General features: G+C 69.1%; 26 protein-coding genes. 15 read left to right on the forward strand and 11 right to left on the reverse strand.

Going from position 1 to position 25,231, the window contains the following annotated elements:
• Positions 1–8 precede the first annotated feature (8 nt).
• Entirely contained in the window at positions 9–989 is a 981-nt protein-coding gene (gene glk / locus ACK4I0_RS05815) for a glucokinase (protein WP_409608904.1), read from the forward strand.
• A 3-nt stretch (positions 990–992) separates the two neighbouring features.
• On the opposite strand, the gene ACK4I0_RS05820 is transcribed toward glk, so the two are convergent.
• Both ACK4I0_RS05820 and ACK4I0_RS05825 read right to left on the reverse strand, forming a co-directional pair.
• Positions 993–1,520, reverse strand: a complete 528-nt coding sequence (locus ACK4I0_RS05820) for a phosphoribosyltransferase (protein WP_409608906.1) — start codon at positions 1,518–1,520, stop codon at positions 993–995.
• Complete coding sequence (locus tag ACK4I0_RS05825) at positions 1,513–2,421, reverse strand: MJ0042-type zinc finger domain-containing protein (protein WP_409608908.1); 909 nt, start codon at positions 2,419–2,421, stop codon at positions 1,513–1,515. The genes ACK4I0_RS05820 and ACK4I0_RS05825 overlap by 8 nt, the downstream gene beginning before the upstream one ends.
• A 70-nt stretch (positions 2,422–2,491) precedes the next feature.
• On the opposite strand from ACK4I0_RS05825, the gene ACK4I0_RS05830 reads away from it, so the two are divergent.
• The 8 genes from ACK4I0_RS05830 to ACK4I0_RS05865 all read left to right on the forward strand — a co-directional run bounded on the left by ACK4I0_RS05830 (position 2,492) and on the right by ACK4I0_RS05865 (position 10,971).
• Complete coding sequence (locus ACK4I0_RS05830; RefSeq protein WP_409608910.1) at positions 2,492–3,199, forward strand: cell division ATP-binding protein FtsE; 708 nt, start codon at positions 2,492–2,494, stop codon at positions 3,197–3,199.
• Entirely contained in the window at positions 3,196–4,122 is a 927-nt protein-coding gene (locus ACK4I0_RS05835) for a cell division protein FtsX (protein WP_409608912.1), read from the forward strand. The genes ACK4I0_RS05830 and ACK4I0_RS05835 overlap by 4 nt, the downstream gene beginning before the upstream one ends.
• 9 nt (positions 4,123–4,131) lie before the next feature.
• Complete coding sequence (locus ACK4I0_RS05840) at positions 4,132–4,773, forward strand: YdcF family protein (protein WP_409608914.1); 642 nt, start codon at positions 4,132–4,134, stop codon at positions 4,771–4,773.
• Entirely contained in the window at positions 4,770–5,501 is a 732-nt protein-coding gene (locus ACK4I0_RS05845) for a lysophospholipid acyltransferase family protein (protein WP_409608916.1), read from the forward strand. Before ACK4I0_RS05840 ends, ACK4I0_RS05845 begins: the two co-directional genes overlap by 4 nt.
• Positions 5,502–5,536: 35 nt before the next feature.
• Positions 5,537–6,319 carry a MipA/OmpV family protein gene (locus ACK4I0_RS05850; protein ID WP_409608918.1) on the forward strand — a complete coding sequence of 261 codons (783 nt, stop codon included), beginning with the start codon at positions 5,537–5,539 and terminating at the stop codon, positions 6,317–6,319.
• Positions 6,320–6,401: 82 nt separating this feature from the next.
• A complete protein-coding gene (locus tag ACK4I0_RS05855; protein ID WP_409608920.1) occupies positions 6,402–7,481 on the forward strand; it encodes a site-specific DNA-methyltransferase in 1,080 nt (359 codons plus the stop codon).
• Positions 7,482–7,619: 138 nt separating this feature from the next.
• Entirely contained in the window at positions 7,620–8,735 is a 1,116-nt protein-coding gene (locus ACK4I0_RS05860) for a glycosyltransferase family 4 protein (RefSeq protein WP_409608922.1), read from the forward strand.
• An 88-nt stretch (positions 8,736–8,823) separates the two neighbouring features.
• Complete coding sequence (locus ACK4I0_RS05865) at positions 8,824–10,971, forward strand: glycogen debranching N-terminal domain-containing protein (protein WP_409608924.1); 2,148 nt, start codon at positions 8,824–8,826, stop codon at positions 10,969–10,971.
• A gap of 24 nt (positions 10,972–10,995) precedes the next feature.
• Here ACK4I0_RS05865 and ACK4I0_RS05870 read toward each other — a convergent pair whose 3' ends face one another.
• Positions 10,996–11,832, reverse strand: a complete 837-nt coding sequence (locus tag ACK4I0_RS05870; RefSeq protein WP_409608926.1) for a hypothetical protein — start codon at positions 11,830–11,832, stop codon at positions 10,996–10,998.
• A 92-nt stretch (positions 11,833–11,924) separates the two neighbouring features.
• Between ACK4I0_RS05870 and ACK4I0_RS05875 the strand changes: the two genes are divergently transcribed.
• From ACK4I0_RS05875 to hemF, 3 genes are all read left to right on the forward strand, one after another.
• Positions 11,925–12,257 (forward strand): DUF1491 family protein, encoded by a 333-nt coding sequence (locus ACK4I0_RS05875; protein ID WP_409608928.1) that lies wholly within the window; start codon positions 11,925–11,927, stop codon positions 12,255–12,257.
• 317 nt (positions 12,258–12,574) lie between these two features.
• Positions 12,575–14,020 carry a DEAD/DEAH box helicase gene (locus tag ACK4I0_RS05880; protein ID WP_409609022.1) on the forward strand — a complete coding sequence of 482 codons (1,446 nt, stop codon included), beginning with the start codon at positions 12,575–12,577 and terminating at the stop codon, positions 14,018–14,020.
• A 138-nt stretch (positions 14,021–14,158) separates the two neighbouring features.
• Positions 14,159–15,028: an oxygen-dependent coproporphyrinogen oxidase gene (hemF, locus tag ACK4I0_RS05885; RefSeq protein WP_409609024.1), complete on the forward strand. Its 870-nt coding sequence runs from the start codon at positions 14,159–14,161 to the stop codon at positions 15,026–15,028.
• Between the two features lie 3 nt (positions 15,029–15,031).
• On the opposite strand, the gene ACK4I0_RS05890 is transcribed toward hemF, so the two are convergent.
• The gene (locus tag ACK4I0_RS05890) at positions 15,032–15,724 is read right to left on the reverse strand and encodes a type 1 glutamine amidotransferase (protein ID WP_409608930.1); all 693 of its coding nucleotides are present in this window, start codon (positions 15,722–15,724) and stop codon (positions 15,032–15,034) included.
• Positions 15,725–16,543 carry a 23S rRNA (adenine(2030)-N(6))-methyltransferase RlmJ gene (gene rlmJ / locus ACK4I0_RS05895; RefSeq protein ID WP_409608932.1) on the reverse strand — a complete coding sequence of 273 codons (819 nt, stop codon included), beginning with the start codon at positions 16,541–16,543 and terminating at the stop codon, positions 15,725–15,727.
• An 83-nt stretch (positions 16,544–16,626) separates the two neighbouring features.
• Here rlmJ and ACK4I0_RS05900 point away from each other — a divergent pair, with 83 nt between their 5' ends.
• Entirely contained in the window at positions 16,627–17,652 is a 1,026-nt protein-coding gene (locus ACK4I0_RS05900; RefSeq protein ID WP_409608934.1) for a DNA topoisomerase IB, read from the forward strand.
• 1 nt (position 17,653) lies between these two features.
• Here ACK4I0_RS05900 and tdh read toward each other — a convergent pair whose 3' ends face one another.
• The 6 genes from tdh to ACK4I0_RS05930 all read right to left on the reverse strand — a co-directional run bounded on the left by tdh (position 17,654) and on the right by ACK4I0_RS05930 (position 24,033).
• On the reverse strand, positions 17,654–18,688 hold the full coding sequence (gene tdh, locus ACK4I0_RS05905) for an L-threonine 3-dehydrogenase (RefSeq protein WP_409609026.1): 1,035 nt from the start codon (positions 18,686–18,688) through the stop codon (positions 17,654–17,656).
• Positions 18,689–18,699: 11 nt separating this feature from the next.
• Complete coding sequence (locus tag ACK4I0_RS05910; RefSeq protein WP_409608936.1) at positions 18,700–19,905, reverse strand: glycine C-acetyltransferase; 1,206 nt, start codon at positions 19,903–19,905, stop codon at positions 18,700–18,702.
• 43 nt (positions 19,906–19,948) lie between these two features.
• Positions 19,949–20,527, reverse strand: a complete 579-nt coding sequence (locus tag ACK4I0_RS05915; protein WP_409608938.1) for a DUF4232 domain-containing protein — start codon at positions 20,525–20,527, stop codon at positions 19,949–19,951.
• 55 nt (positions 20,528–20,582) lie between these two features.
• A complete protein-coding gene (locus ACK4I0_RS05920; RefSeq protein WP_409608940.1) occupies positions 20,583–23,156 on the reverse strand; it encodes a TonB-dependent receptor in 2,574 nt (857 codons plus the stop codon).
• Positions 23,157–23,292: 136 nt separating this feature from the next.
• Entirely contained in the window at positions 23,293–23,769 is a 477-nt protein-coding gene (locus ACK4I0_RS05925; RefSeq protein ID WP_409608942.1) for a TIGR02281 family clan AA aspartic protease, read from the reverse strand.
• 57 nt (positions 23,770–23,826) lie between these two features.
• On the reverse strand, positions 23,827–24,033 hold the full coding sequence (locus ACK4I0_RS05930) for a DUF1289 domain-containing protein (protein ID WP_409608944.1): 207 nt from the start codon (positions 24,031–24,033) through the stop codon (positions 23,827–23,829).
• Positions 24,034–24,163: 130 nt separating this feature from the next.
• On the opposite strand from ACK4I0_RS05930, the gene ACK4I0_RS05935 reads away from it, so the two are divergent.
• Both ACK4I0_RS05935 and ACK4I0_RS05940 read left to right on the forward strand, forming a co-directional pair.
• The gene (locus ACK4I0_RS05935) at positions 24,164–24,322 is read left to right on the forward strand and encodes a hypothetical protein (protein ID WP_409608946.1); all 159 of its coding nucleotides are present in this window, start codon (positions 24,164–24,166) and stop codon (positions 24,320–24,322) included.
• Positions 24,323–24,432: 110 nt separating this feature from the next.
• Positions 24,433–25,230 (forward strand): crotonase/enoyl-CoA hydratase family protein, encoded by a 798-nt coding sequence (locus ACK4I0_RS05940; protein WP_409608948.1) that lies wholly within the window; start codon positions 24,433–24,435, stop codon positions 25,228–25,230.
• Position 25,231: the final 1 nt, after the last annotated feature.

Here is a 25,231-nt window from a genome sequence, read left to right on the forward strand (position 1 = left end):
GATTCAGGATGAAACCCTCCAAGGACGACATCGTGCTGGTCGGCGACGTGGGCGGGACCAACGCCCGCTTCGCCCTGGCGCGGCTTGAGGACGGCCGCCCGGTGCTGGAGCATCACGACAGCTTTCCGGCCGAGGGCCATCCGACCTTCCTGGAGGGGGTGGAGGCCTATCTGAAGGGCTGCGACACGCGGCCGACGTCGGGCGTGATCGCGGTGGCCGGGCCGGTGACGGACGGGGCCATCGACCTGACCAACTCGCCCTGGGCGGTGACGGAAACCGAACTGGGCACGCTGGGCCTGACGCCGGCCAAGCTGATCAACGACTTCGAGGCGGTGGCCTGGGGCGCGCCTGTAGTGCCGAAGGAATATCTGGCTTCGCTGGGCGGGCCCGAGCAGGGTGATCCGCACGCGACCATCGCCGTCCTGGGGCCCGGCACCGGCTTTGGCGTCTCGGCCCTGGTGCGCGACGCCTCGGGCCGCGAGATGGCCATGCCCAGCGAGGGCGGCCACGCCTGTTTCGCGCCGGGCGACGATGTGGAGGACGAGATCCTGCGCATCCTGCGCCGCCGATACGACCGGGTGTCGATCGAGCGGCTGATCTGCGGGCCAGGCCTTCTGAACATGCACCGGGCGCTGGCCGAGATCGAAGGCCGCGAGACCCACATCGACGATCCGGCTCAGATCACGGCCGACGCCCTCGCTGATCCGCGCAGCGCCTGCGGTCACACCCTCGCGCGCTTCTGCGCCATCTTGGGCGCGGTGGCCGGCGACATCGCCCTGACCACGGGCGCGCGCGGCGGCGTCTATGTCGGCGGCGGCATCGCGCCGCGCATCCTGGACTTCCTGAAGGCCAGCCCGTTCCGCGAACGGTTCGAGCGCAAGGGCCGGTATCAGGACTATATGAAGGCCATCCCGACGCAGGTGATCCTGCACAAGCACTCTGCGCTTTTGGGTGCGGCGCAGGTGGCGTTCGCCGAAACGTCGGACTGAAGCTCAGTCCAGGGCGCAGATGTCCGGCAGGCCCCGCAGGCCGCCGGCGTGGTCCAGGCCGTAGCCGACCAGGAAGCGGTTTGGCGCCTCCCAGCCGACGAAGTCGGGTTCGGGCGCGCGGGCTTCGGGCCAGGGCTTGCGGGCGAAGACGCAGGTCAGGACCCGCGCCGCGCCGGCCTCGCGCGCAATGCGCACCGATTCCGCCAGCGACAGGCCGGTGTCGAACACGTCGTCCAGGATCAGCACGGTACGGCCCTCGATCGGGCGCTGGAAGCCGGACCGCACCTCGATCTTGCCCCGGCTGGTCTTGTCGTCGCCGTAGGAGGCCAGCCACAGGGCGTCGAAGCGGACGTTTCGGCCATGGCGCGACAGGGCGCGCGTCAGGTCAGCGGCGAACCACAGCCCGCCGGTCAGCAGGACGGCGGCGACCGTCTCGTCGTCGGTCACGGGGGCGATGCGCCGCGCCAGAGCGTCGACGATCCGCGCGATCTCGGCTTCGGGGAGAAGAACGGTGGGGGTGGGATCAGCCATGACCCGACGGCGATACCGTCTGGACCGCTGCGCTGTCGAGGGCGGGCGAGGCTTCAATGGGGCTCAGGCCGCTTGGCGCGTTGACCTCAAGCACCAGGGCCGGACGCAGGCCGGCCTCTTCGGCGGTCGCGGCGCGGCGCACGGCGGGGGCGGGGCGCGCGGCCTGTTCGATCGGCGCGGGTTCAGCCTTGGGAGCGAAATCGACGCCGACGCCGGCGGCTCGGCCGCCCGGATCGGGGATCATCACGGCGAAGCCCTGGACCCCGCCCGGCAGCACCGGCGGCCCGTCCAGACGCACGATCTTGTGGCCGATCTCGGCGCCGCGCTCGTCCAGCAGCGCGACCCGCACCGGAGGACTGACGATCTCGTTGTCGCGCACATTGCGCACGGCGCCCGACACCAGCACCCGTCCCGGATCATAGGGAGCGGGGCGGCCGCCGACGGCTTCGAAATCCAAGCCGACCGTATTCACCTTGGCGCCCACCATCGCATAGGCCTCGGCCGCGCGCGGGAACATCGTCACCACCTCGACGCGGAACAGCCAGGCGCTGGCGAGCAGGCCCAGAAAGACCGCGGCCAAGCCCGCCCACACCGCCCCATGCGCGGCGGCGCGGCGCAGGCGACGCTGCTGCTCGGCGCGGGCGCGAAAAGCCTTGGGCAGTTCCGGCGCGGGCGCCTCGGCCAGGGTTTCCGGTTCGGGCGCTTCGTCGCGACGGCCGAAACCGGCTGATTCGGGCGAATCGTTCGCTGCGGCGGTCGTGGCGGTCAGTTCCAGAGGCTCGTCGGAGACCGCCTTCCACACCTCGCCGCACGACTGACAGCGGACCTTGCGGCCGTTCGCGCCGACACTGTCGTCGGGAACGAAATAGCTGGTGGCGCAGGCGGGGCAGGTCAGTATCATGTGCCGACTGCTCAGGCGCCCAGCGGCGCCGCTCCCCTGTCGAGGCGAAACGCCTCGTTCCCGAACCCGAATGAACGCTCCGACCCGCCGCGCCGCCGATCCCGTCCCCGCGCCCGAGACCGTCCGACTGTCGGACGCGGGCTTCGGCTATGCGGACGCGCCCGGCGTGCTTCGGGGCGTTAACCTCATTCTGGAGCGTGGCTCTTTCCACTTCCTTACCGGACCGTCGGGCGCCGGAAAGTCGACCCTGCTGCGTCTGCTGACCCTGGCCGAGCGCCCGACCGAGGGCCGCATCCGCCTGTTCGGCGAGGACGTGACCGCCGCGCCGCGCGCCCGCATCCCGCAGCTGCGCCGCCAGACGGGCGTGATCTTCCAAGACTTCCGCCTGCTCGATCACCTGTCCGTCTTCGACAACGCCGCCCTGCCGCTGCGACTGGCAGGCGGCCGCGCGCGCGACCACGCCGCCGATGTCGAGGAGATGCTGCGCTGGGTCGGCCTGGGCCGGCGCATGCACGCCCTTCCCCCCGCCCTGTCCGGCGGCGAGAAGCAACGGCTGGCCATCGCCCGCGCCGTCATCACCCGGCCTGGCCTGATCCTCGCGGACGAGCCGACCGGCAGCGTCGACGCCGCCATGGCCGACAAGCTGCTGCATCTGTTCCAGAGCCTGAATCGCCTGGGCGCCACCGTCCTGATCGCCAGCCATGACGAGGCCCTGGCCGCCCGCTCGGGCGCCAAGGTGCTGCGCCTCAGCAACGGCCGGCTGGAGGGCGCGGAATGAACCGGATGCTGAGCGCCCCTCGTCCCGGCCTATTGCCGCGCGACGCCGCCGGCGAGCCCTGGCTGGCCGTGGTCATCGCCGTGCTGTGCGCCCTCGCCTGCCTGGCGGCCGTCGGGGCCTCGGCGGCCGACCGCGCGGCCTTCGGCTGGAGCGGCCGTCTGCGCGCCGAGGCGACCGTCCAGGTCCGCCCCCGCGTCAACGAGACCGGCGCGGTCGCCGCCGCCCGCGCGGCCGAGACCCTGTCAGGGGTCACCGGCGTGTCGGAGGCCGAGGCGCTGGACCGCAAGACGGCCGAGGCTCTGCTGCGGCCCTGGCTGGGCGACGCCGTCCTGCCCGACCTGCCGATCCCCAGCCTGGTGGTCGTGCGGCTCGACCCCAGCGACCCGGCCAGCGCCGCGACACTCAGCCGCGCCCTGGCCGAAGCGGGTCTGGACGCCAGCGTGGACGACCACTCCTTATGGCGCGGCGAGGTCGAGCGATCGGCCGGCGCCATCGCCGCCCTGTCGGGCCTGGCCGCCCTGCTGACCGCCTTCGCCGCCGCCTGCGCCGTCGCCTGGGCCACCCGCGCGGGCTTGGCCGCCCAGCGCCAGACGATCGAGACCCTGTCGCTGCACGGCGCGACCGACGGCTTCATCGCCGGCCTGTTCCAGAAGCGATACGGCCTATTGGCCGCCGGCGCCGGCGCGTTAGGCGCGGCGGGCGCGGGCCTGATGATCGTCATGGCCCGGTTCGTCGGCGGATCGGAAGGGCTCAGCCCGGCCCTGCCGCTGGCCTGGGGCGACCTGCTGATCCTGCTGCCCTGCCCCCTGCTGGCCGCCGCCGTCGCCGTGCTCGCCGCACGCGCCACCGCCCTGGCCCAGCTGCGCGGGGGCCTGCGCCTGCCGTCCCGCTGGACGCTTGGCGGGCGGCTTGGACGCGGCTAGAGCCAAACGATGAAGTTTCTGGCCTTGGTCGCCATCATTGCCCTGACCTGGCTGGTCGGCCTGTTCGTGTTTGCCGACCGGGTGCGCGGCCTGTCGCCCGCCGACGAGCCCGCGCGCGCCGACGCCATCGTCGCCCTGACCGGCCCCTCGGCCGAGCGGGTCAACGCTTCCATCCGCCTGCTGGAACAGGGCAAGGGCGACCGCCTGCTGATCTCGGGCGTCAACCGCGAGGTCCGCCGCCAAGAGCTACGCGCCCTCACGCCGGGTTCAAGCCAGCTGTTCAACTGCTGCGTCGACCTGGGCTTCGAGGCCGAGGACACGGTCGGCAACGCCCAGGAGATCGCCGCCTGGGCGCGGCGGCGCGGCTATGACAGCCTGATCGTGGTGACCTCGGACTACCATATGCCGCGCAGCCTGCTTGAGATCCGCAGCGCCCTGCCTGGCGTGCGCCTGACGCCTTTCGCCGTCTCGACGCCCTCGCTGGACGACAGCGAATGGTGGCGCGCCGCCGTCACCGCCCGGCGCATGACGCTGGAGTACATGAAGTATCTGGCCGTCCTGGGCCGTGAGGCCGGGCACCGGCTCAAGGGCGAACACCCCGAGCGCGCCGCGCCCGCCCGGCCGCCCGCCGAACCGGAGGCCGCCGCATGACCACCGTGCGCTCTCTGATCTTCGTGGCCTGGCTGTATCTGTCGATCGCCCTGTTCGCCATCATCCTGTCGCCCGTGCTGATCCTGGGTCACGGACAGGCCATGGCCGTCATCAAGGCCTGGGCCCGGTTCGTGCTGTTCGGCCTGCGTTGGATCGCAGGGGTCCGAGTCGAGTTCCGCGGCCTGGAGCACCGCCCCGAAGGCCCCGCCCTGATCGCCTGCAAGCACCAGGGCATGCTGGACATCATCATCCCCTTCGCCGTCCTGCGCGACCCGGCCATCATCATGAAGAAGGAGCTGATGGTTCTGCCCTTCTTCGGCTGGTTCGCCTGGAAAACGAAGATGATCTCCATCGACCGCTCGGCCCATTCCAAGGCGCTCAAGGACATGGTTCGCCAAGCCCGAGCCTGCGCCGCCGAGGGCCGCCAGATATTCATCTTCCCGGAAGGCACGCGCGCCGCCCCCGGCGCGCCGCCGGACTACAAGCCCGGCGTCATGGCCCTGTATCGTGACCTGGGCGTGCCCTGCTGGCCGATGGCGACCAACGCCGGGGTCCACTGGCCCGCCCACGGCTTCCGCCGCTATCCGGGCACGGTGGTCTATGAATTCCTGCCGCCGATCCCCGCCGAGATGAAGCGCGCCGAGTTCATGGCGTTGCTGGAAAGCCGCATCGAGACCGCCTCGAACGCCCTGCTGGAGCAAAAGGCCGGGTCGGCGCATTTGGGATGACTGTCCGCGCGTCGCGGACGTGTCGGAGCTTCCCCATGCGCCTTCGCGCTCTTGCCGTCGCCGCCCTCATGACCGCCGCGGCCTCGCCCGCCCTGGCCCAGACCCAGCCTTTCGAACGCGTGACGCCCGCGCCCCAGGGCTGGACCGTCGATGTCGGCGTGGGCGCCCTGTACCGCAAGGATTCCAGCGGCGACACGGGCTCCAAGACCACGGTCCTGCCGGGCGCGATGATCAACTACCGCGACCTGGTCTATCTGAACCCCATCGAGGGTCTGGGCTGGAACGTGGTCAATCAGGATGATTTGCGCGCCGGCGTGCAACTGCGCCCGCGCTTCGGCGCAGACGACATGGAGGGACTGAACATCGAGCGTCCCGGCTTCGGCGGCGATCTGGCGGCCTATGCCTACAAGCGTTTGCCCGGCAACATCGTGATCGGTGGCCGCATCAGCCGCGATATTTCCGGCGAGACCGACGGGACCGAATATCAGGCCTCGATCGGCCACCAGCGCGTGACGCCTGTCGGCCTGCTGTCCGGGACGGTCTATGTGCGCGGCGGCGACGACAAGCTGGCCAACGCCTATTATGGCGTCAACGCGGTCGAGGCGGCCGCCAACGGCATTTCCGCCTATTCGCCGGACGGCGGCCTTGAAGGCGCGGGCGTCAACCTGATCCTGCTGGCGCCCATCGCCCCGCGTTGGGCCGTCGGGGGGCTGGTCGGTTACGAGCGCCGTCTGGGCGACATCGCCGACAGCCCGCTGTCGCAGAACGACGACACGGTGCGCGCCGGCGTCTTCGTGGCGCGCCGTTTCGGCGGCTGAACGCGGTAAAATCATCGTGGTTACTCGCCCTTAACCGCGATGATTCACCAATCCGCTCTCAAGCTGAGCGGGGCCGCGTACCATGTCCGATCTTCCCATTAACGTCGTGCTGCGCGGCGACTGCATCGAGCGGCTGAAGGCCCTGCCCGACGCCTCGGTGGACATGGTCTTCGCCGACCCGCCCTATAATCTGCAGCTGGGCGGCGACCTGCTGCGGCCCGACAACAGCGTGGTCGACGCCGTCGACGACGACTGGGACAAGTTCGACAGCTTCGCGACCTACGACGCCTTCACCCGCGCCTGGCTGACCGAATGCCGCCGCGTGCTCAAGCCCGAGGGCTCGATCTGGGTGATCGGCAGCTACCACAACGTCTTCCGCCTGGGCTCGGCGATCCAGGACCTGGGCTTCTGGGTGCTGAACGACATCATCTGGCGCAAGTCCAACCCGATGCCGAACTTCAAGGGCACGCGGTTCACCAACGCCCACGAGACCCTGATCTGGGCGGCGCGCTCGCGCGAGCAGAAGCGCTACACCTTCAACTACGACGCCCTGAAGGCCTTCAACGAAGACACCCAGATGCGCTCCGACTGGACCTTCGCCCTGTGCACCGGCGAGGAGCGGTTGAAGGACGCTGACGGCAAGAAGGCCCATCCGACCCAGAAACCCGAGGCCCTGCTGCACCGCGTGTTGCTGTCGGCCACCCGACCCGGCGACGTGGTGCTGGATCCCTTCTTTGGCACCGGCACGACCGGCGCGGCCGCCAAGCGCCTGGGCCGCCACTTCATCGGCATCGAGCGCGACGAAGCCTATGCCGACCTGGCCGAGGCGCGCATCAAGGCGGTCATTCCCGCCGCGCCCGAGGACCTGAAGGTCATGGGCTCCAAGAAGTCCGAGCCCAAGGTGCCGTTCGGCGCCCTGGTGGAAGCCGGCCTGCTGGCGCCCGGCGAAACCCTGTACTGCCCCAAGGGCGAGCGCATGGCGCGGGTGCGGGCCGACGGCTCGCTGATCTCGGGCGCGCTGACCGGCTCGATCCACAAGCTGGGCGCGTTGTTGGAGAATGCGCCGGCCTGCAACGGCTGGACCTATTGGCGCTTCAAATCAGACCAGGGCCTGAAGTCAATCGACGCCCTGCGGGCCGAAATCCGCGCCGGGATGCAATGACCGCTACCGGACATATGTAACGACTGTAAGCTGCGATATTTGCTGACGAAATAACTATGGTGCGTTGCGGAACCGCGACAGGCTGTCGCGGGTTTCTCGACTCTGGCGCCCGGCTGTCGCGGGCGCGGGAGCTTCCGCATGAAAATCGCCCAGGTCACTCCGCTCTACGAAGCCGTGCCGCCCAAGCTCTATGGCGGCACCGAACGGGTCGTCGCCCACCTGACCGACGCCCTGGTTGACCTGGGGCACGAGGTCACCCTGTTTGCCTCGGCCGACGCCGAGACGCGCGCGCGCCTGATCCCGGTGCGCGATCAGGCGATCCGCCTGGACCCGGCCCCGCTGAAGTCTGACCTGGCGGCCCACCTGGTCATGCTGTCCGAAGTGCTGAAGCGCGCTGACGAGTTCGACGTCATCCACTTCCATACCGACATGGTGCAGTTCCCCTTGTTCGAGCGCTATGCCGACAAGACGCTGACCACGCTGCATGGCCGCCTGGACATGAAGGACATCGGCGGCGTCTACGAACGTTGGCCGAAGTTCGGCCTGGTCTCGATCTCCGACGATCAGCGCCGGCCGCTGGCCTCCGCCAACTGGAAGGCGACCGTGCATCACGGGATGCCCGGCGACCTGTATCGTTTCTCGCCCCAGTCTGAGGGCTACCTGGCCTTCCTCGGTCGCATCTCGCCCGAGAAGCGGCCGGACCGCGCCATCGAGATCGCCACCAAACTTGGCAAGCGCCTGAAGATGGCGGCCAAGGTCGATGCGGCCGACAAGGTCTATTGGGAGACGGTCATCAAGCCTATGATCGACGGCAATCCGCTGATCGAGTTCATCGGCGAGATCGGCGACCATCAGAAGTCCGACTTCCTGGGCGGGGCCGAGGCCCTGCTGTTCCCCATCGACTGGCCCGAACCCTTCGGCCTGGTGATGATCGAGGCCATGGCTTGCGGCACGCCCGTCGTGGCTTTCCGCTGCGGCTCGACGCCCGAGGTGATCGAGGATGGCGCCACCGGCTTCCTGGTCGACACCCTGGAGCAGGCTGTGGCCGCCGCCGGACGAGCGCACTTGCTGGACCGCGAGGCGATACGCGCCCGGTTCGACCTGCGCTTTTCCTCGACGGCCATGGCCCGGCGCTATCTGGATGTCTACGGCGACCTGCTGGCTCGTCGCCCCTTCGCCGAAACGCCACTGGACGACCGCATTGCGCCGTTGCGGGTGGCGAATGAAGAGCGGGTCTTTCTGGCCCGCGGCTGAAGACCAGTTTCCGACAAAGGCCCCGGAACGGCCACGCGGCCTCCGCATTCCGCTGTGACCCTCAGCCCTCGCCTTGGCCGGAGACTTCATGGACGACGCCTATCCGGTGCAGACGCCCGCCGTTGAGACCGTTGAGCAGGATGGTCTCGAGCGCCTGATGGCGCTCAAGTCGGGCGACGCCTTTGTTGTGGCCGACGGCTGGGGCGATATGCGCGGCGGGGCCGACGGCCTGTTCGACAACGACACGCGCATGCTGTCGCGCCTGATTATGACCGTAGGCGGCCAGCGCCCGTCGCGGCTGAGCTCGGGCGTCAGCCAGGACAACGTCTTCTTCACCTGCCATTCGACCAACAGGCCCCTGCCCCCCATGGGCAAGCGGTCGACGCCCGGCGGGGTTCTGCACATCGAGCGGCGGCGCTTCGTCTGGGACCGCCGGCTGTTCGAGAAGATCACCATCGCCAACCATGGCGTCGAAGAGGTGTGGATGCCGCTGGCGTTCGACTTCGCCGCCGACTTCGCCGACATCTTCGAAGTGCGTGGCACCGCCCGCGCCAAGCGCGGCAAGGCCGAGCCGCCTCGACATGACGGTCGGCGCGTGACCTTCCGTTACACCGGCCTCGACGATGTCGAGCGTATGAGCTGCCTCGCCTTCTCCGAGCCTCCCGCTCGCCTGACCGGCAGCCGGGCCGAGTTCATGTTCAGCCTGGGGCCGAACGGCCGCATGCACCTGTACGTCGAATGCGGCATCGACAGCTGCGAAGCGCCTGACGAAGCGCGCTGGCGCGTCGCCGCGCTGCAGGCCCGGCTGGCGATGCGCGCCAAGCGCCGGCGCGGCGCCTCTGTGCGCGGCCCGCGCAGTCCGCGCTTCAACGATTTCCTTGAACAGTCCCGCGCCGACGTGGCGCTCCTGACCACCGACCTGCCGACCGGCCCCTACCCCTATGCGGGCGTGCCGTGGTTCTCGACGCCGTTCGGGCGCGATGGGATCATCACCGCCTGGCAGATGCTGTGGCTGGACCCCAGCCTGGCGCGCGGCGTGCTGACCTATTTGGCCAGCCGTGAGGCGACCGAAGTCTCGGCCTTCATGGACTCCGCGCCGGGCAAGATCATGCACGAGACGCGCGGAGGCGAGATGAGCGCGCTCGGCGAGGTGCCGTTCGGCCTCTACTACGGCGGGGTCGACACCACCTGCCTGTTCATCGCCCTGGCCGGCGCCTACTGCCGCCGAACCGGCGACCAGGATCTGATCCGCGCCCTGTGGCCCAATCTGGTCGCGGCGGCCGGCTGGATGACGGATTACGGCGACTTCAACGGCGATGGGCTGATCAGCTATCAGCGGGGGGCAGACACCGGCCTGTCGAACCAGGGCTGGAAGGACTCCGAAGACTCCATCTTCCACCTCGACGGCCGCTTCCCCAAGGGCCCGATCGCACTGCTGGAGGTGCAGGGCTATGCCTACGCGGCCTGGCAGGCCATGGCCGACCTCGCCGAACTGATCGGTCAGGCGGGCGCCGACAGCTATCGCGTCAAGGCCGAGCGCACGCGCCAGCTGGTCGAGGACCGCTTCTGGATGGAGGACGAGGGCTTCTACGCCATCGCCCTGGACGGCGACGGCGAGCAGTGCCGATCCATCGGCTCCAACGCCGGGCACCTGCTGTTCACCGGCCTGCCGTCGGCCGAGCGCGCCAGACGGGTCACGCGCCGGATGCTGTCGTCGGAGTTCCGCTCGGGCTGGGGCGTGCGCACCCTGGCCAAGGGCCAGTCGCGCTTCAATCCGATGAGCTACCACAACGGCTCGGTCTGGCCCCACGACACGGCGATGGCGGCGGCGGGCATGGCGCGCTACGGCGAGCGGCGCGCGGTCGCCATGCTGCTGGGCGAGATCAACGCCGCCGCCGCCCACTTCAACCTGCGCCTGCCCGAACTGTTTTGCGGCTTCGAGCGCCAGACCGGGGAACCCCCGATCGCCTACCCCGTCGCCTGCCTGCCCCAAGCCTGGGCAGCCGGCTCGGTCTTCCTGATGCTGCAGGCGTCCCTGGGCCTGTCGATCGACGCCTGCACCGGCGTGGTCGAGGTTGATCGTCCCATGCTTCCGCCGGGAATCGATCGGCTCAACGTCACCAATCTCGAGGTTGGCGGGGGCGTGATGGACCTGAACTTCCAGCGCCTTGACGGCCATGTCGTCGTCATGCCGCGCGACAGGGACGAGCGGATCAGCGTGCGCGTCCTGGGCTGACGGGTCAGCCCTGAAAGGCGGCGGTCAGAGCGCGCCCATGGCCAGGAAGGCGCGGGCGGCGGCGAAGTCGCCGGCTTCAAAGCGGACGCGGGCGACGCTGTCGTCGCGGAACAGGAACTCGACGGTGAAACCCTCGCGCGGGTCCAGGCGGGACAGGGCCTGGGCCGCCGTCGCCGGGAAGGTCCACAGCTGGCCCTGGCGCTGGTCGCCCAGCAGTGGGCGGTCGGCCGTAGCCGAGCCCGAAGACAGGAAGACCCGGCTCTGGCGCTCGGGCGCCAGGCCCTCGCCCGACAGCCAGGGGCGCGGCGCCAGATCGGGATCGCGCATCACCAGCCGCGCGGCATAGGGCCGGGGCTTGCCGGCGAAGGACACCACCGCCGCCAGCCGGTCGGCCTGATCCAGCCCGCCGACGGCCCCGAACGTCACGGGCGAGGCGCCGACGCTGGAGGTCTGGGCCAGCCGCCAGGTCGGGGTGGAATAGGCGCCCCGGTTCGCCGCCCAGGCGGCGCGGTCGCCGGGGAAGGTCATGCGCGCGGTGCGCCGCCACCCTTCGAAACCCTGATTCACTCGGCCCTGAACGACGACCAGATCGGCCGAGCCGCAATCGACGCCCGAGGCCTGGGCGCGGGCGCGGCCAGCGCGGGCGGCCACCTCGGCCTCGGTCACCCCGGCGCGCAGCGCGGCGCCGCGCGCCTGCCAAGCGGCGGCGGTCAGGGCGGCGGCGACCTCGGGCTGGAACAGGCCGCAGCGCTGATGCGCGGCCAGGACGAAACTGCGCTCATAGTATTTGCCCATGGCGTCGCCGCCGGCCAACGCCGGTGCGACCGAACCCATGATCGACGCCAGCGCCAGCGCTGTCACCGGTCCCGCCCTTCTGGCAAGATGACGCATCTCCATGCCGCAGCCTTAGCGGCGCCAGGGCTTAGGTCCCGTTTCCAAGCAGGGTTAGCGATTTGCTGATTTCCACCGACGTGTGGGTGGCGGCCCTGATCCGCCGGGCCGAGATCGAGGGCGCCTTCGCCACCGTGGTCAAGCGCGGCGACGCGCGCGCCGGTTCGGTCATCGTCAAGGCCTACGACACAGCCAACCGCACCGCCCGGCTCTACACCGAGGCGTTCGGGACCGACGGCGAGCGCCTGTGGATGCAGCCGGTTTCCAGCGACAGCGAGAGCGAGCTGGACGCCTACATCACCCGCCAGCGGGGCTACGACCCGGACCTTTGGGTGGTCGAGATCGAGGATCGCCAGGGCCGCCATTTCATCGTGGAGAAGGTCGCGGCCGGCTGAGGTTCGGTTGTCCGCCTTGACTTTGCGGCCATAAGCGCCCATTTGCGCTGCGTCGCACAATTGCGGCTTCCGGTGCGCTCCAGCGCGTGTGGGTCCTTCGCAAGTCGGACCTGACTGTAGCAGCGGCCGGCTCCTCAAGATTCATTCGTCGTCCGGACACGCGGGGCGGCGCCACTCCCCCGCCATCCTGGCGGATGACGGCGTCGTATCCTTCGTGGGCACGCGGTCAGAAGGCCAAGCCTTCTCGACCCGACGCGCGCCGGAGTTCGCCGTCGCGAACCGAAAGACGAGACGTGAGCAACAACACCTTTGAATCCATGGGCCTGAACAAGGCTCTGCTGACCGCGCTGGCCAGCGAGGGCTATGTGACCCCCACCCCGATCCAGCAGAAGGCCATCCCCGATGTGATGGCCGGCAAGGATTTGCTGGGCATCGCCCAGACGGGCACCGGCAAGACCGCCGCCTTCGCCCTGCCGATCCTGCATCGCCTGGCCGAGAACCGCATCGCGCCCAAGCCGCGCACCACGCGCTGCCTGATCCTGTCGCCGACGCGCGAACTGGCCACCCAGATCGCCGACAGCTTCAAGGCCTATGGCCAGCACCTGGGCTTCCGCGTCGCGGTCGTCTTCGGCGGCGTGAAATACGGCCCGCAGGAACGCGCCATCCAGCAGGGCCTCGACGTCCTGGTGGCCGCCCCCGGCCGCCTGCTGGACCATCTGCAGCAGAAGACCCTGGACCTGTCCTCGACCGAAATCTTTGTGCTGGACGAGGCCGACCAGATGCTGGACCTGGGCTTCATCAAGCCCATCCGTCAGATCGTCAGCCGCATTCCGGCCAAGCGTCAGAACCTGTTCTTCTCGGCCACCATGCCGACCGAGATCGGCAAGCTGGCGGGTGAACTGCTGAAGGACCCGGTCAAGGTCCAGGTCACGCCCCAGGCCACCACGGTCGAGCGCATCCAGCAGTCGGTGATCTGGGTCGAACAGGGCCGCAAGCGCGCCCTGCTGACTGAGCTCTTCTCTGACCCCGCCTATACGCGCTGCCTAGTCTTCACCAAGACCAAGCACGGCGCCGACAAGGTCGCGGCCTATCTGGAAGCCGGCGGCGTCGAAGCCGGTGCCATCCACGGCAACAAGAGCCAGCCTCAGCGTGAACGCGCGCTGGAAGCCTTCAAGACCGGCAAGCTGCGCGTGCTGGTGGCCACCGACATCGCCGCGCGCGGCATCGACGTGGACAAGGTCACCCATGTGGTGAACTTCGAGCTGCCCTTCGTGCCCGAAGCCTATGTCCACCGCATCGGCCGCACGGCCCGCGCGGGCAAGGACGGGACCGCCATCAGCTTCGTGGCCGGCGACGAGATGAAGCTGCTGAAGGACATCGAGAAGGTCACGCGCCAGAAGATCCCGGCCGTGGACCGCCGCAACGACAAGGCCCTCGGCCTGCTGGACGCCTCGATCATGGCGTCGGGCGTGGGCAAGAAGGCCAGCATCGACAGCGCGGGCAAGTCCGAGCAGCAGCCGCGCGGCCGCCGCAACCCGCGTCGCGACGGCGTCCGTCCCGAGGGCGGCGGCCAGCCGCACCGCCAGCGCAAGCCCAGCGGCCAGCGCGATCGCACGCATCACGCCGACCGTCCGGCTGCGACCTACAACCCCCTGGCCGGCGAGCGCACCACGCCGGTCGCGGCCAAGCCGGATGGCGAACTGAAGCGCCGTCCGCGTCGCCGCCGTCCGTCGAACGGCGGCAAGGGCGTCGCCCAGGCCTGATCGTCCTGCGGTGTATAGACAAGGCCGCGACGGTTCACCCGTCGCGGCCTTTTTCACGCCGAAATAGCCCTAATAGATTTGTGGTCTTCAGGCTGGCGCGCGGCGGCCCGGCGTGCTTCAAGCCCCGCCATGAGCGACATCGTCACCGATCCCCTGGCCCTCAAGAAGGTGGAGACGCGGGCCTGGTTCGAAGCCTTGCGCGACCGCATCCACGCGGGCTTCGAGGCGCTGGAGGATCAGGCGCCGGCCGAGCTGTTCCCCGGCGAACCCGGCCGCTTCGTGCGCACCCCCTGGCAGCGGCCCGAGGGCGGCGGCGGCGTCATGGGCATGATGCACGGCCGCCTATTCGAAAAGGTGGGCGTGCACGTCTCTACCGTTCACGGGACATTCCCCGCCGACTACGCCAGGACCGTGCCCGGCGCGGCGGACGACCCGCGCTTCTTCGCCACGGGCATCAGCCTGATCTGCCATCCGGTCAGCCCGCGCGTGCCGGCGGTGCACATGAACACCCGCTTCATCGCCACGACCGAGAGCTGGTTCGGCGGCGGCGGCGACCTGACGCCGGTGCTGAACGTCGATCGCCGCGACGACGCGCCCGACACCGTCGACTTCCACGCTGCCATGAAGGCCGCCTGCGACGCCCACGACCCGACTTGGCACGCCCGCTTCAAACAGTGGTGCGACGAATATTTCTTCCTGCCGCACAGGAACGAGCCGCGCGGCACCGGCGGCATCTTCTACGACCACCACGACAGCGGCGACTATGACCGCGACTTCGCCTTCACCCGCGACGTCGGCGAGGCCTTCCTGGACGTCTATTCCCGCATCGTCGCCCGCCGCATGGTCGAGCCCTGGACGCTCGAGGAGCGCGAGGAGCAGTTGGTCCGCCGCGGCCGATACGTCGAGTTCAACCTGCTCTACGACCGCGGCACGATGTTTGGCCTGAAGACCGGCGGCAACGTCGAGTCGATCCTCAGCTCCATGCCGCCCGTGGTGAAGTGGCCGTGAGGCCTAACCTCTCAGGAACTGTCTGATCCACGCGCCCAGCAGGGGGCGGTCGTCGGGCTGGCTCAGGCTCTGGACCGCGTCGTCGACCAGGGCGGGGTCGATGCGGCCTCGGCGGCCCTCGACCAGGGCGGTCGCATAGGCGGGGTCGAACTCGGGGTGGCACTGGACGCTGATGGCGTCATCGCCCCAGGCCAGGCCGGCGAAGGGCGTGAAGTCGCTGCGCGCGATCAGCCGCGCGCCCGGGCCGGGATCGATCACCTGATCCTGGTGCGAGACGGGAATGGCCAGGGTTGGCGCCGGGGGCGTCATCCAGGCCTCTTCGGACACGACGTCGTAGCGGTGCAGCCCCACGCCCCAGCCTCGGTCCGACTTCTCGATCCGGCCGCCAAAGGCCTGAGCCATGGCCTGGTGGCCGAAGCAGACGCCCACCAGGCGCGTGCGGCCGCGCGCGTCGCGCAGCCAGTCCATCAAGGGCGCGATCCAGGCGTGATCCTCATAGACGCCGGCCGCCGACCCGGTGACGATGGCCCCCGCAAAGGCGTCTGGATCCGGCAGTTCACCGGCCTGGACATCGAAGCTGCGCGTCTCGACCTCGGGGCCCAGCAGGGCGCGGAACTGGGATGGATAGTTCCCGAAGGCGTCGACCAGGCCCTCGGGCGGGCGGCCGGTCTCCAGGATGGCGATGGGCTTGGTCATCTACAGGCTCCAGATTTCGGCGCGCGCGCCGGCGTCGCCCAGCTCGGCGGTGACCCAGCCGCAGATTTCGCGCGCCGCGCCCTCGGCGCCGGGCGGCGGGTTCAGCACCGTCATGGCGCAGCCGTTCATCTTCATGGGGTTGTTCAGCGGTCGCAGCCGGGCCTCGGCCATCAGGGCGGATTTGACGCCCGCGCTCGCCAGCCGGCGCACGAAGCCGTCGAAGGTCTCCATGTCCTTCAGCGGGGTCCAAACGGCGACCACGGCCGCCGGGTCGCGCCGCGTGATCGCCGCCCCCGTTTCGGCCGCGCGCAGATAGTCGTCGGGGCGCTCGAACGGCGGGTCGATCAGCACCAGAGGCGCCTTGACCTTTCGCGCCTCCGCCTCGGCCAACGCATAGCCGTCGCCCTCGACCGCGCCCGCCCGGTCGTGCGCCTTCAGCGCCTCGACCAGCAGATCATGCACCGGCGGGTTCAGCTCGAAACCGACGTAGCGGTCGCCGGGACGCAGGGCGCGGGCCACCAGCAGCGGCGAACCGGGATAGAAGCGCACCGCCTCGCCCGCGTTCAGCGCCGCCACCTCTTCGGCCAGGGTCTGAATGGCCGGCGGGCGCTGGGCGGCCTGCATCAGGCGCAGCACCCCGGCCTCGGCCTCGCGCGAGCGCACGGCGTCGCCTGACAGGTCGTACAGGCCGGCGCCGGCGTGGGTGTCGATCACCGTGACCGGACCGGCCGCCTGCCGATCCGCCAGCAGCCGCAGCACCAGGGCGTGCTTTACCAGATCGGCGAAGTTTCCGGCGTGGAAGCTGTGGCGATAGTTCATTCCCGCTCGTCCCCCGCGCGTCCGTCGCGGTCAAGAGGAACCGGCGAGCCTACGCCGCCGTTGCCGTCACCTGCGAGCGAGACATGATGATGGCGGATGGTTCAGCGGGCTTCGCGCCCGACATCGAGGTTCCCGAGGGCCTGACCTGGTGCTCGGACGACCAGCCGGGCATCCGCCGCCGTCGCGCCGGCAAGGGCTTCAGCTATCGCGACCGCAACGACAAGACGATCAAGGACGCCAAGGTTCTGGACCGCATCCGCGCCCTGGCCATCCCCCCGGCCTGGGAAGACGTCTGGATCTGCGCGCGCGCCACGGGCCACATCCAGGCGACCGGCCGCGACGTGAAGGGCCGCAAACAGTACCGCTATCACGCCGACTGGACCTCGCACGCCTCGACCAACAAGTTCGACCGCCTGCCCGCCTTCGCCCGCGCCCTGCCGAAACTGCGGGCGCAGGTGGACGCCGATCTGCGCAAGAAGGGTCCGGTGCGCGAGAAGGTGCTGGCCACCGCCGTGCGTCTGCTGGAGATCACCCTGATCCGGGTCGGAAATGCGCAATACGCCAAGCAGAACCGGTCCTACGGCCTGACCACGCTGAACAAGCGGCACCTGGAGGTGGACGGCACGGGCCTGACCTTCGCCTTCAAAGGCAAGAGCGGGGTCGAGCACCGCGTCAGCGTGCGTGACCGGCGCCTGGCCACGGTGGTCAAGGCGATGCGCGAGCTGCCGGGCCAGCATCTGTTCAAATATCGCGACGCCGACGGCGACTTGTGCCCCATCACCTCGGACGACGTGAACGCCTATATCCGCCAGGCGATGGGCGAGGACTTTTCGGCCAAGGACTTCCGCACCTGGGCCGGCACCGTCTCGGCCGCCCGCGCCCTGCGCGACGTCGAGGCTCCGACCTCGCCCACGGACGCCAAGCGAAAGATCACCGTCTGCGTCAAGGCGGTGGCGGGCCTGTTGGGCAACACGCCGACCGTCTGCCGCTCCAGCTATGTGCACCCGACGGTGTTCAGCCTGTTCGAGGCCGGCGAACTGGCCGACCAGCTGCCCGGCCCCGACGCCAAGAGCTTCGAGGCCGCGCTGATGAAGGTGCTGAAGGCCTAGATCAGGCCGCCCAGTCCAGGACGACCTTGCCCGACTTGCCGGCCTTCATGACCTCGAAGCCCTTTTCGAAGTCCTGGTACGGCAGCTGGTGGGTGATCAGCGGCTGAAGGTCCAGCCCGGCCTTCAGCAGGCCCAGCATCTTGCGCCAGGTGGTGAACATCTCTCGGCCATAGACGCCCTTGATGGTCAGCGCCTTGAGGATGATCGCGCCCCAGTCCGTCTCCATGGGCTTGGACGGAATGCCCAGCAGCGCCATTCCGCCGCCCATGATCAGGGTGTCGACGCACTGTTTGAAGGCGATCGGCGAGCCCGACATCTCGAGCGCCACGTCGAAGCCGACCTTCAGGCCCAGCTCGTGCATGACGTCGTTAAGGTCTTCCTTGGTGGTGTTCACGGTGCGCACGCCCGGCGCGACCTTCTGCGCCAGCTCCAGGCGGAAGTCGTTGATGTCGGTCAGCACGACGGTGCGGGCGCCGGCGTGGCGCGCGACGGCGGCGGCCATCATGCCGATGGGCCCGGCGCCGGTGACCAGTACGTCCTCGCCCAGCAGGTCGAACTGCTGCGCCGTATGCACGGCGTTGCCGAACGGGTCCAGGATCGAGCCGATCTCATAGGGCACGTCGTCGGGCAGCTCGATGACGTTGAAGGCCGGGGCCACGACGTATTCGGCGAAGGCGCCCTGACGGTTAACGCCGATGCCGCGCGTGTCGGGGTCCAGGTGGAAGTGGCCGGCGCGGGCCGCCTCGGAGTTCAAGTCGATGACATGGCCCTCGGCCGAGACGCGCTGGCCGACCTTCAGGCGTCGGTCGACGTCCTTGCCGATAGCGACGATCTCGCCGGAGAATTCGTGACCGGTGATCATCGGCACCGGCACGTTCTTCTGAGACCACTCGTCCCAGTTCCAGATGTGGATGTCGGTGCCGCAGACGGCGGTCTTGTGCACCTTGATCAGCACGTCTTCGTCGCCCGCGACGGGAATGGGCGCGTCGATCAGCTCAAGCCCTTCGGCGGCCTTGGTCTTGGCCAGGGCCTTCATGGTGTCGGTCATCATTTGATTACTCCCAATTCCTTGCCGGCCATCGTGAACGCCGCGACCGCTTGATCGATCTGTTCGAAGGTGTGCGCCGCCGACATCTGGGTGCGGATGCGGGCCTGGCCGCGCGGCACCACCGGGAACGAGAAGCCGATGACATAGACGCCCAGCTCCAGCATGCGCGCGGCCATGTCCTGCGCCAGCTTGGCGTCGCCCAGCATGACCGGGATGATCGGATGCTCGCCCGGCAGCAGGTCGAAGCCGGCTTCGGTCATCGCCGCGCGGAAGCGTCTGGCGTTGGCGAACAGCTGCTGACGCAGGGCGTCGCCCTCATCTCCGCCCGCGATGCGGATGGCCTCGATCGACGAGCCGCACACGGCGGGGCTCAGCGCGTTGGAGAACAGATAGGGCCGCGCCCGCTGCTTCAGCAGCTGCACCACCTCGGCCGTGGCGCAGATGAAGCCGCCCATGGCCCCGCCCAACGCCTTGCCGAAGGTGCCGGTGACGAAGTCCACCTTGACCCCGCAATGCGAGAACGAGCCGCGCCCGCGCTCGCCCATGAAGCCGGTGACATGGCAGTCGTCGACCATGATCAGCGCGCCGTAGCGGTCGGCCAGTTCGCGCACGCCCTTCAGATCGGCGACATAGCCGTCCATCGAGAAGGCGCCGTCGGTGGCGATGATGATGTCGCGCGCGCCGTCGGCCCGCGCCTGCTTCAGCTGGGCCTCCAGCTCGGCCATGTCGGAGTTGGCGAAGCGATAGCGCTTGGCCTTGCACAGCCGCACGCCGTCGATGATCGAGGCGTGGTTCAGGCTGTCGGAGACGATGGCGTCCTCGGCCCCGAACAGAGGCTCGAACAGGCCGCCGTTGGCGTCGAAGGCGGCGGCGAACAGGATGGCGTCCTCAAAGCCGAGATAGTCGGCGATGGCGCGTTCCAGCTCCTTGTGGATCTCCAGCGTGCCGCAGATGAAGCGCACCGAGGCCGTGCCGGCGCCCCAGCGCTCCTGCGCTTCGATCCCGGCCTTTACCACCCGGTCGTCGCCGGCCAGGCCCAGATAGTTGTTGGCGCAGAAGTTCAACACCTCGCGGCCGTTGACGGTGATCACCGGCCCCTGCCGGCTGGCGATGACGCGCTCGGGCTTGGTCAGGCCCTGGCTGTCGATGTCGGCCAGTTCGGCGGCGATACGGTCGTGGAAGGACTGTGTGTCGGAAGCGGTCATGGCGTCTCCGCTACGCGCTTTTCGCGACGGTTTGAACCCCGCATCAGGCCGGCGGCGAGGCTGGCGCTTCATCCTCGGCCATCGGGCGGAAAGGACTGACCCGGACATAGCCGCCGCAGGGCGTCAGCTCCATCGTCAGCATGGCGAAGGCGCCGTCGCCGGGCGCGGCGACCCTGACAGTCGTGGCGATGGGACAGACGACCTCGCCGTCGCCTTCGTGGGGGATCACGTTCCAGGCCAGGTCGAAATAGGCCCGCGCGCCAGGTTGGACCACCACAGGCCGAAGCGCGTCCCCCTGGCTGAAATAATTGCCCGGATGCTGTCGCGCCTCGATGGATCCCAGCGGGCGATCGACCTTGTCGACCAAGGTCACGGTCGGATAGCCGACAAGCTGACAGGCCCCATCCCCGCGATTGAGAACTGACAGAACCGACACCCGATTGCCCATCCCGGCGTCCTCGCCGGCCGTGGCCAGCTGCAGGTCGGCGCTGCGGCACGCGACGGGACCGGCCTCGACAGGGGCGGGCTCGACCGCAGGCGTGGCGGACGGCGACGGTTCGGCCTGACCGCAGGCCACGAGGGCCGTGGTCATCGCGGCGATGACGAAGGCGCGCTGAATCATGGTCGGCTCCTGGTGCTGACCTGCCTTGAACGCCTCGAAGAACGCGAGGCTCCGGTCAGAAGATCAGCTTGCGCAGCGTCAGACGCACCACCCGGCCCTGCGGGTCCAGATAGTCGGGCTGATAACCTTGCGGCGTCTCCCCCAGGGCGTTGCGCACCTGCAGGCGGCTGTCGAACAGGTTCTCGACGCCGAGGGTGACGCGTGCGCCCCTCAGGATGGGGTAGCGTTCGATCAAAGCCGTGCGTGACGACAGATCCGCGAACAGGTTCAGATTGACCGTCGTCTGATCGTCGAAGAACAGGGTCTCGCCCGTCGGTCCGCCGTCCACGCGCGTGCTGTCGCGCCAGTTGGCGTTCAGGAAGCCGCCGAAGCCGTTTCTGAACACGCCGGCCTGGAACTGCACTTCGTTGCGGGGCTGACCGCCGCGCGAGCCCACCGCTGCGCCGTCCAGCAGGTCGATGACCGGCAGTTCGTCGCGGATTCGGATCTCGTCCTGGATGCGGTAGGTGTGGAACAGCGAGACGTTGAACCGCCCTTGGCCCGGCTGCATCTGCGTGCCGCGTCCGCGCCCGCCGGGACCGCCGCCCCCGCCCGGACCCCCTCGGAACTGCATGCCGCCGCCTGGCGGCGGACCGCCCGAGCTCATGACGACGGTTCCGCCGCCAGGACCGCCGCCAGGTCCGCGTTGACCGCCCGGACCACCTTGGCCGCGCTGCGGCGCCGTCGGCGTGCCGAAAGCGCGCGAGTAATTCAGGCCCCAGCGGACATCCTGGCGATTGGTGCTGGCGAAGTTCAGCGGCCGGGCGTCGATGGAAACCAGGTTGCCGTCGGCGTCGCGCTCGAAACGTTCGGGCAGGGCCGCTTCCAAGTCCGGCGTAATGGTCGGGAAGGTAGCGATCGAGTTCTTGATCTCGCTGCGGGTGTAGTTGGCCTGCAGCCGCAGATCCTGGCTCTCGAACGGGCGGAAGTTCATGCCCAGGCGCAGGGTCGAGCGATCGTCGGCCGACAGGTCCGGATTGCCGCCGTCGATGCGGGTGATGTTGACCGTCTGGCCGGTGGCGAAGTCGAACACCGGGACGTTCGGGGTCAGGACCAACGGATCGTTCAGCTGCTGAACACTGGGCGCGCCCTCTTCGCCGGCGAAACCGATGTTGAAGGACATCTTCTCGGTCGGCGACCAGTTCAGGCCGACGTCCAGACTGGTCAGGCCGCCGAAGTCCGACAGCTCCTGATAACCGGCGTTGAAGTTGGCCGACAGGTCGCCGATCCAGCCCAGGACCTCGCGGTCGCGGCTGGCGATGGGCAGGTTCAGGTTGGCCCCCACGTTGCCGCGGTCGCGCGACTGCGAGCGGTCGGTGGTCACACCGGACCTGACGCTGGTCGAATCCAGCGAACGGGTGTCGGCCCCAGCGGTCAGGGTTGCATTGACGCCGCCGGCGGGAAGTTCGAACAGCTGACCGCGCACGACCATCTCGGCCCCTGCGGTGCTCGACACGGAATTGGCCGTATCGGCGGGCCGTACGGGATACTGGGTCGCATCCAACTGGCCGAAGGGATCCAGCGTTCCAGCGGCGACGCCCGCCTCAAGCGCGGTGGTGTCCAGACCCCGGCCGGTGCGCGTGTCGGTTTCGACCCGGGCGTAGTTGCCCGTCAGCGTCCAGCGCCAGTCGCCCAGATAGCCGTCCAGCTGACCGCTGCCCTCGAGGGTGCGCGTGTCGACGTCACGCGTCAGCGTCTCAGGCGCATTCAGCAGGCGATAGACCAGAGCGTCTTCCGCGAACGGCGAGAAGGGGCTGTCGGCCGGCAGGCTCAGAACCGCGCCGGGCAGGCCCAGGAAGCTCTTGCTGGACTGATCCTGAATTTCGCCGCTGATCGTGCCAGCCAGCGTCGAGGACAGGTCGCGAGTGATCGAGCCGGAAATCTCGCCGGACTCGGTGCGCGGCAGCAAGGTGCGATAGGCCCTCAGATCGTCAGGGCTGATCTGGTCCCCGTCGGGCAGTCGCACGATGTCGCGCTCATCCTCGAACAGGGCGGACGCCTTGCGGTATTCGATGTCGAAGGTCGAGCGATTGAGGCCGTCCACCCGGAAGAAATCGGCGTCGGCGCCCAGCTGGGTGCGCCCGCCCGCCGTGGCCACGCGGGTGTCGGCCTGCAAGGTCACCGAGCGAAAGGTCGGCTTCAGCACGAAGTTCACGACCCGCTGGTCGGCGCGGTAGCCATAGGCCAGGGCGACGTCCTCGGGCAGAATTTCGGTCCGCTCCAGCGCTTCGGTCGGGATGCTGAAGATCTCGCGCGGGCTCGACACCCGACGGCCGTTCAGCAGGAAGATCGGCTGACCGCCGCCACGCCCGCGGCTCGACTGGGTCAGGGGCTCGAGCGCCGCGATCAGTTCCTGGATATTGCCGGCGCCATAGGTGCGGATCGCCGCTTCGTCGAGCACGATGTCCGGCGGAATATCGCTGTCCACCGAGCCGCGTTGCCGAGCCGCCGTCACCGCGACCTCGCCCAGATCATAGACCTGATCGTCCTGGGCTGGCGGCGGGGTTTGAGGCGTCGTCTGAGCCTGGACGGCTGTCGCCGCGAGCGTGGAGCTGAGCGCCGTGGCGGCGAGCAGGGAGGTAAGGCGCATGGTCATCACACACAAACGAGTTGGGTCGTCGCATCCGTCGCGCGACGCCGGACTTTTCCGCTCCGGCCCAAACGTGGCGGCGACGTGTCCGGTTACATTACGTTCGCGTAATGCGGGTGGTTGATCGGGGACCGTGTCAGCCGCGCAACGTCAGGGCACGGGGCGTCGCCTCAAAACCTGAAAGCCGCCCCAGATAGCTCATGCCCAGCAGCGAATGCGGCAGGCCGTCAGCGGCGACCAGGGCGGCCACACGCTCCACACGCGCTGAGCCGACATCAATGGACGCCAGGCGGATCGGCGCAGCGGCCACCGCCCCCGACGCCGTGTTCAGGCGCAGGCTGAAGTCCGCCTCGTCTAGCCGATAGCCCAACCGCTCGGCGTCGGCGCGGGTCAGGACGACCAGACTGGCCCCGGTGTCCACCATCAGATCGACGGCCTGCCCCTCGATCGAGGCGCGCGCCCAGTAATGGCCGTCGTCGGCGCGCGCGACGCGCGCAGCCGGTTCGGCCGCCTGGGCCGGGCCGGCCATCCGATCCAGCCAGAAGGCGGTCGTCATCGCCGCTGACAGGGCCAGGGCGCCGACGGCTATGGAGCGGGGGTCGAAGCGGAACATGGCCCAAACCTGCCACGGCCGCCTTTGGACGAGGTGAAGCGATGTGGTTGCCCAAATCTAACCAGGCGTCAGGCGTCCGGGTGCGATGCGGCCGGCGCGGGACGGCAGTTCGGCCATGATGCGCTCGCGCTCGCTAGGCTCCAGCCGCGACCAGCAGCCGATTTCCTCCAGCGTGCGATAGCAGCCCAGGCACAGGCTGGACGGGCCATCCACCACACAGACCTGCACGCAAGGCGTGGGGATCGCGCGCGGCGGACCCTTCATGACACCAACCTTGACTTTTCATGACAGAAATGCGACATAGGCTCTGACGCGAAACGACTGAGAAGGGTGAAATCCCCCGACAAGCACGACGCGTCTCTTTTCATCGTTTTAGCGAAAGGAGACGCCAATAATGAACGATAGAAACCGCAACCTCCAACACGCCATGCTGTCCTTTGCCCTTTTCGGGGGGATGCTGGTGAACACGAAGCAGACGAACGGGGCCGCCGACCGCGTGGTCAGCCACCCGTCCAATTTCGTGCCCATCGATCCAAAGCGCCTGCGCCGCTGAAACGCGCGCACCTTTGAGTCTTTCAAGACCCCGGTCAGAACGGCCGGGGTTTTTCAATTGCGGCGCGGCGGCGGGCCGGGCATGGCCGGAAGACTTTAGGAGACAAGCGCATGAGCCTGATCGCCGTCGAACGCCGGGGCCCGATCGAGATCTGGACCCTGGACCGCGCCGAGCGCCTGAACGCCCTGCCCGACCTAGACGACGGCGAGGCCTTCGCCCGCGCCTGCGAGGCGGCGAACGCCGACTCCGAGGTCCGCTGCGTGATCCTGACCGGCGCGGGCCGCGCCTTTTCCGCCGGCGGCGACCTGACCGCCATGCGCGACAAGCGTGACCTTTTCCAGGGCGGCGGCGCCGACCTGCGTCAGGCGTATCGCCGGGTGGTCCACCGCATCGTGCGCGCTCTGTATGGGCTCGAGGTTCCGCTGATCGCGGCGGTCAACGGGCCGGCCATGGGGCTGGGTTGCGACATCGCCGGCCTGGCCGACCTGCGCCTGGCCTCGACCCAGGCCCGGTTCGGCGTGCCCTTCCTGAAGCTGGGCATCGTGCCCGGCGACGGCGGAGCCTGGCTCTTGCCGCGAAATGTCGGCTACGTCCGCGCCGCCGAGATGCTGTTCACCGGCCGCTCCATCGACGCCGAGACGGCGCTGGAGTGGGGTCTCATCAATCGGCTGACCACCCCTGAAAGCCTGATGGACGAAGCGCTTGCCCTGGCCGGCGAGGTCGCCGCCCAGCCGCCTCACGCCCTGCGCATGGCCAAGGCCCTGCTGCGCCAGGGTCGCGACGTGAACTTCGATCAGATGCTGGAAATGACCGCGGCCATGCAGGCCCTGGCCCACCTCACCGAGGACCATGCCGAGGGCGTGGCCGCCGTTCTGGAAAAGCGCCCGGCGACCTTCACCGGGCGCTGAT

Source organism: Brevundimonas sp. (assembly GCF_046295775.1).
In the GTDB taxonomy this organism is placed as follows: Bacteria; Pseudomonadota; Alphaproteobacteria; order Caulobacterales; family Caulobacteraceae; genus Brevundimonas.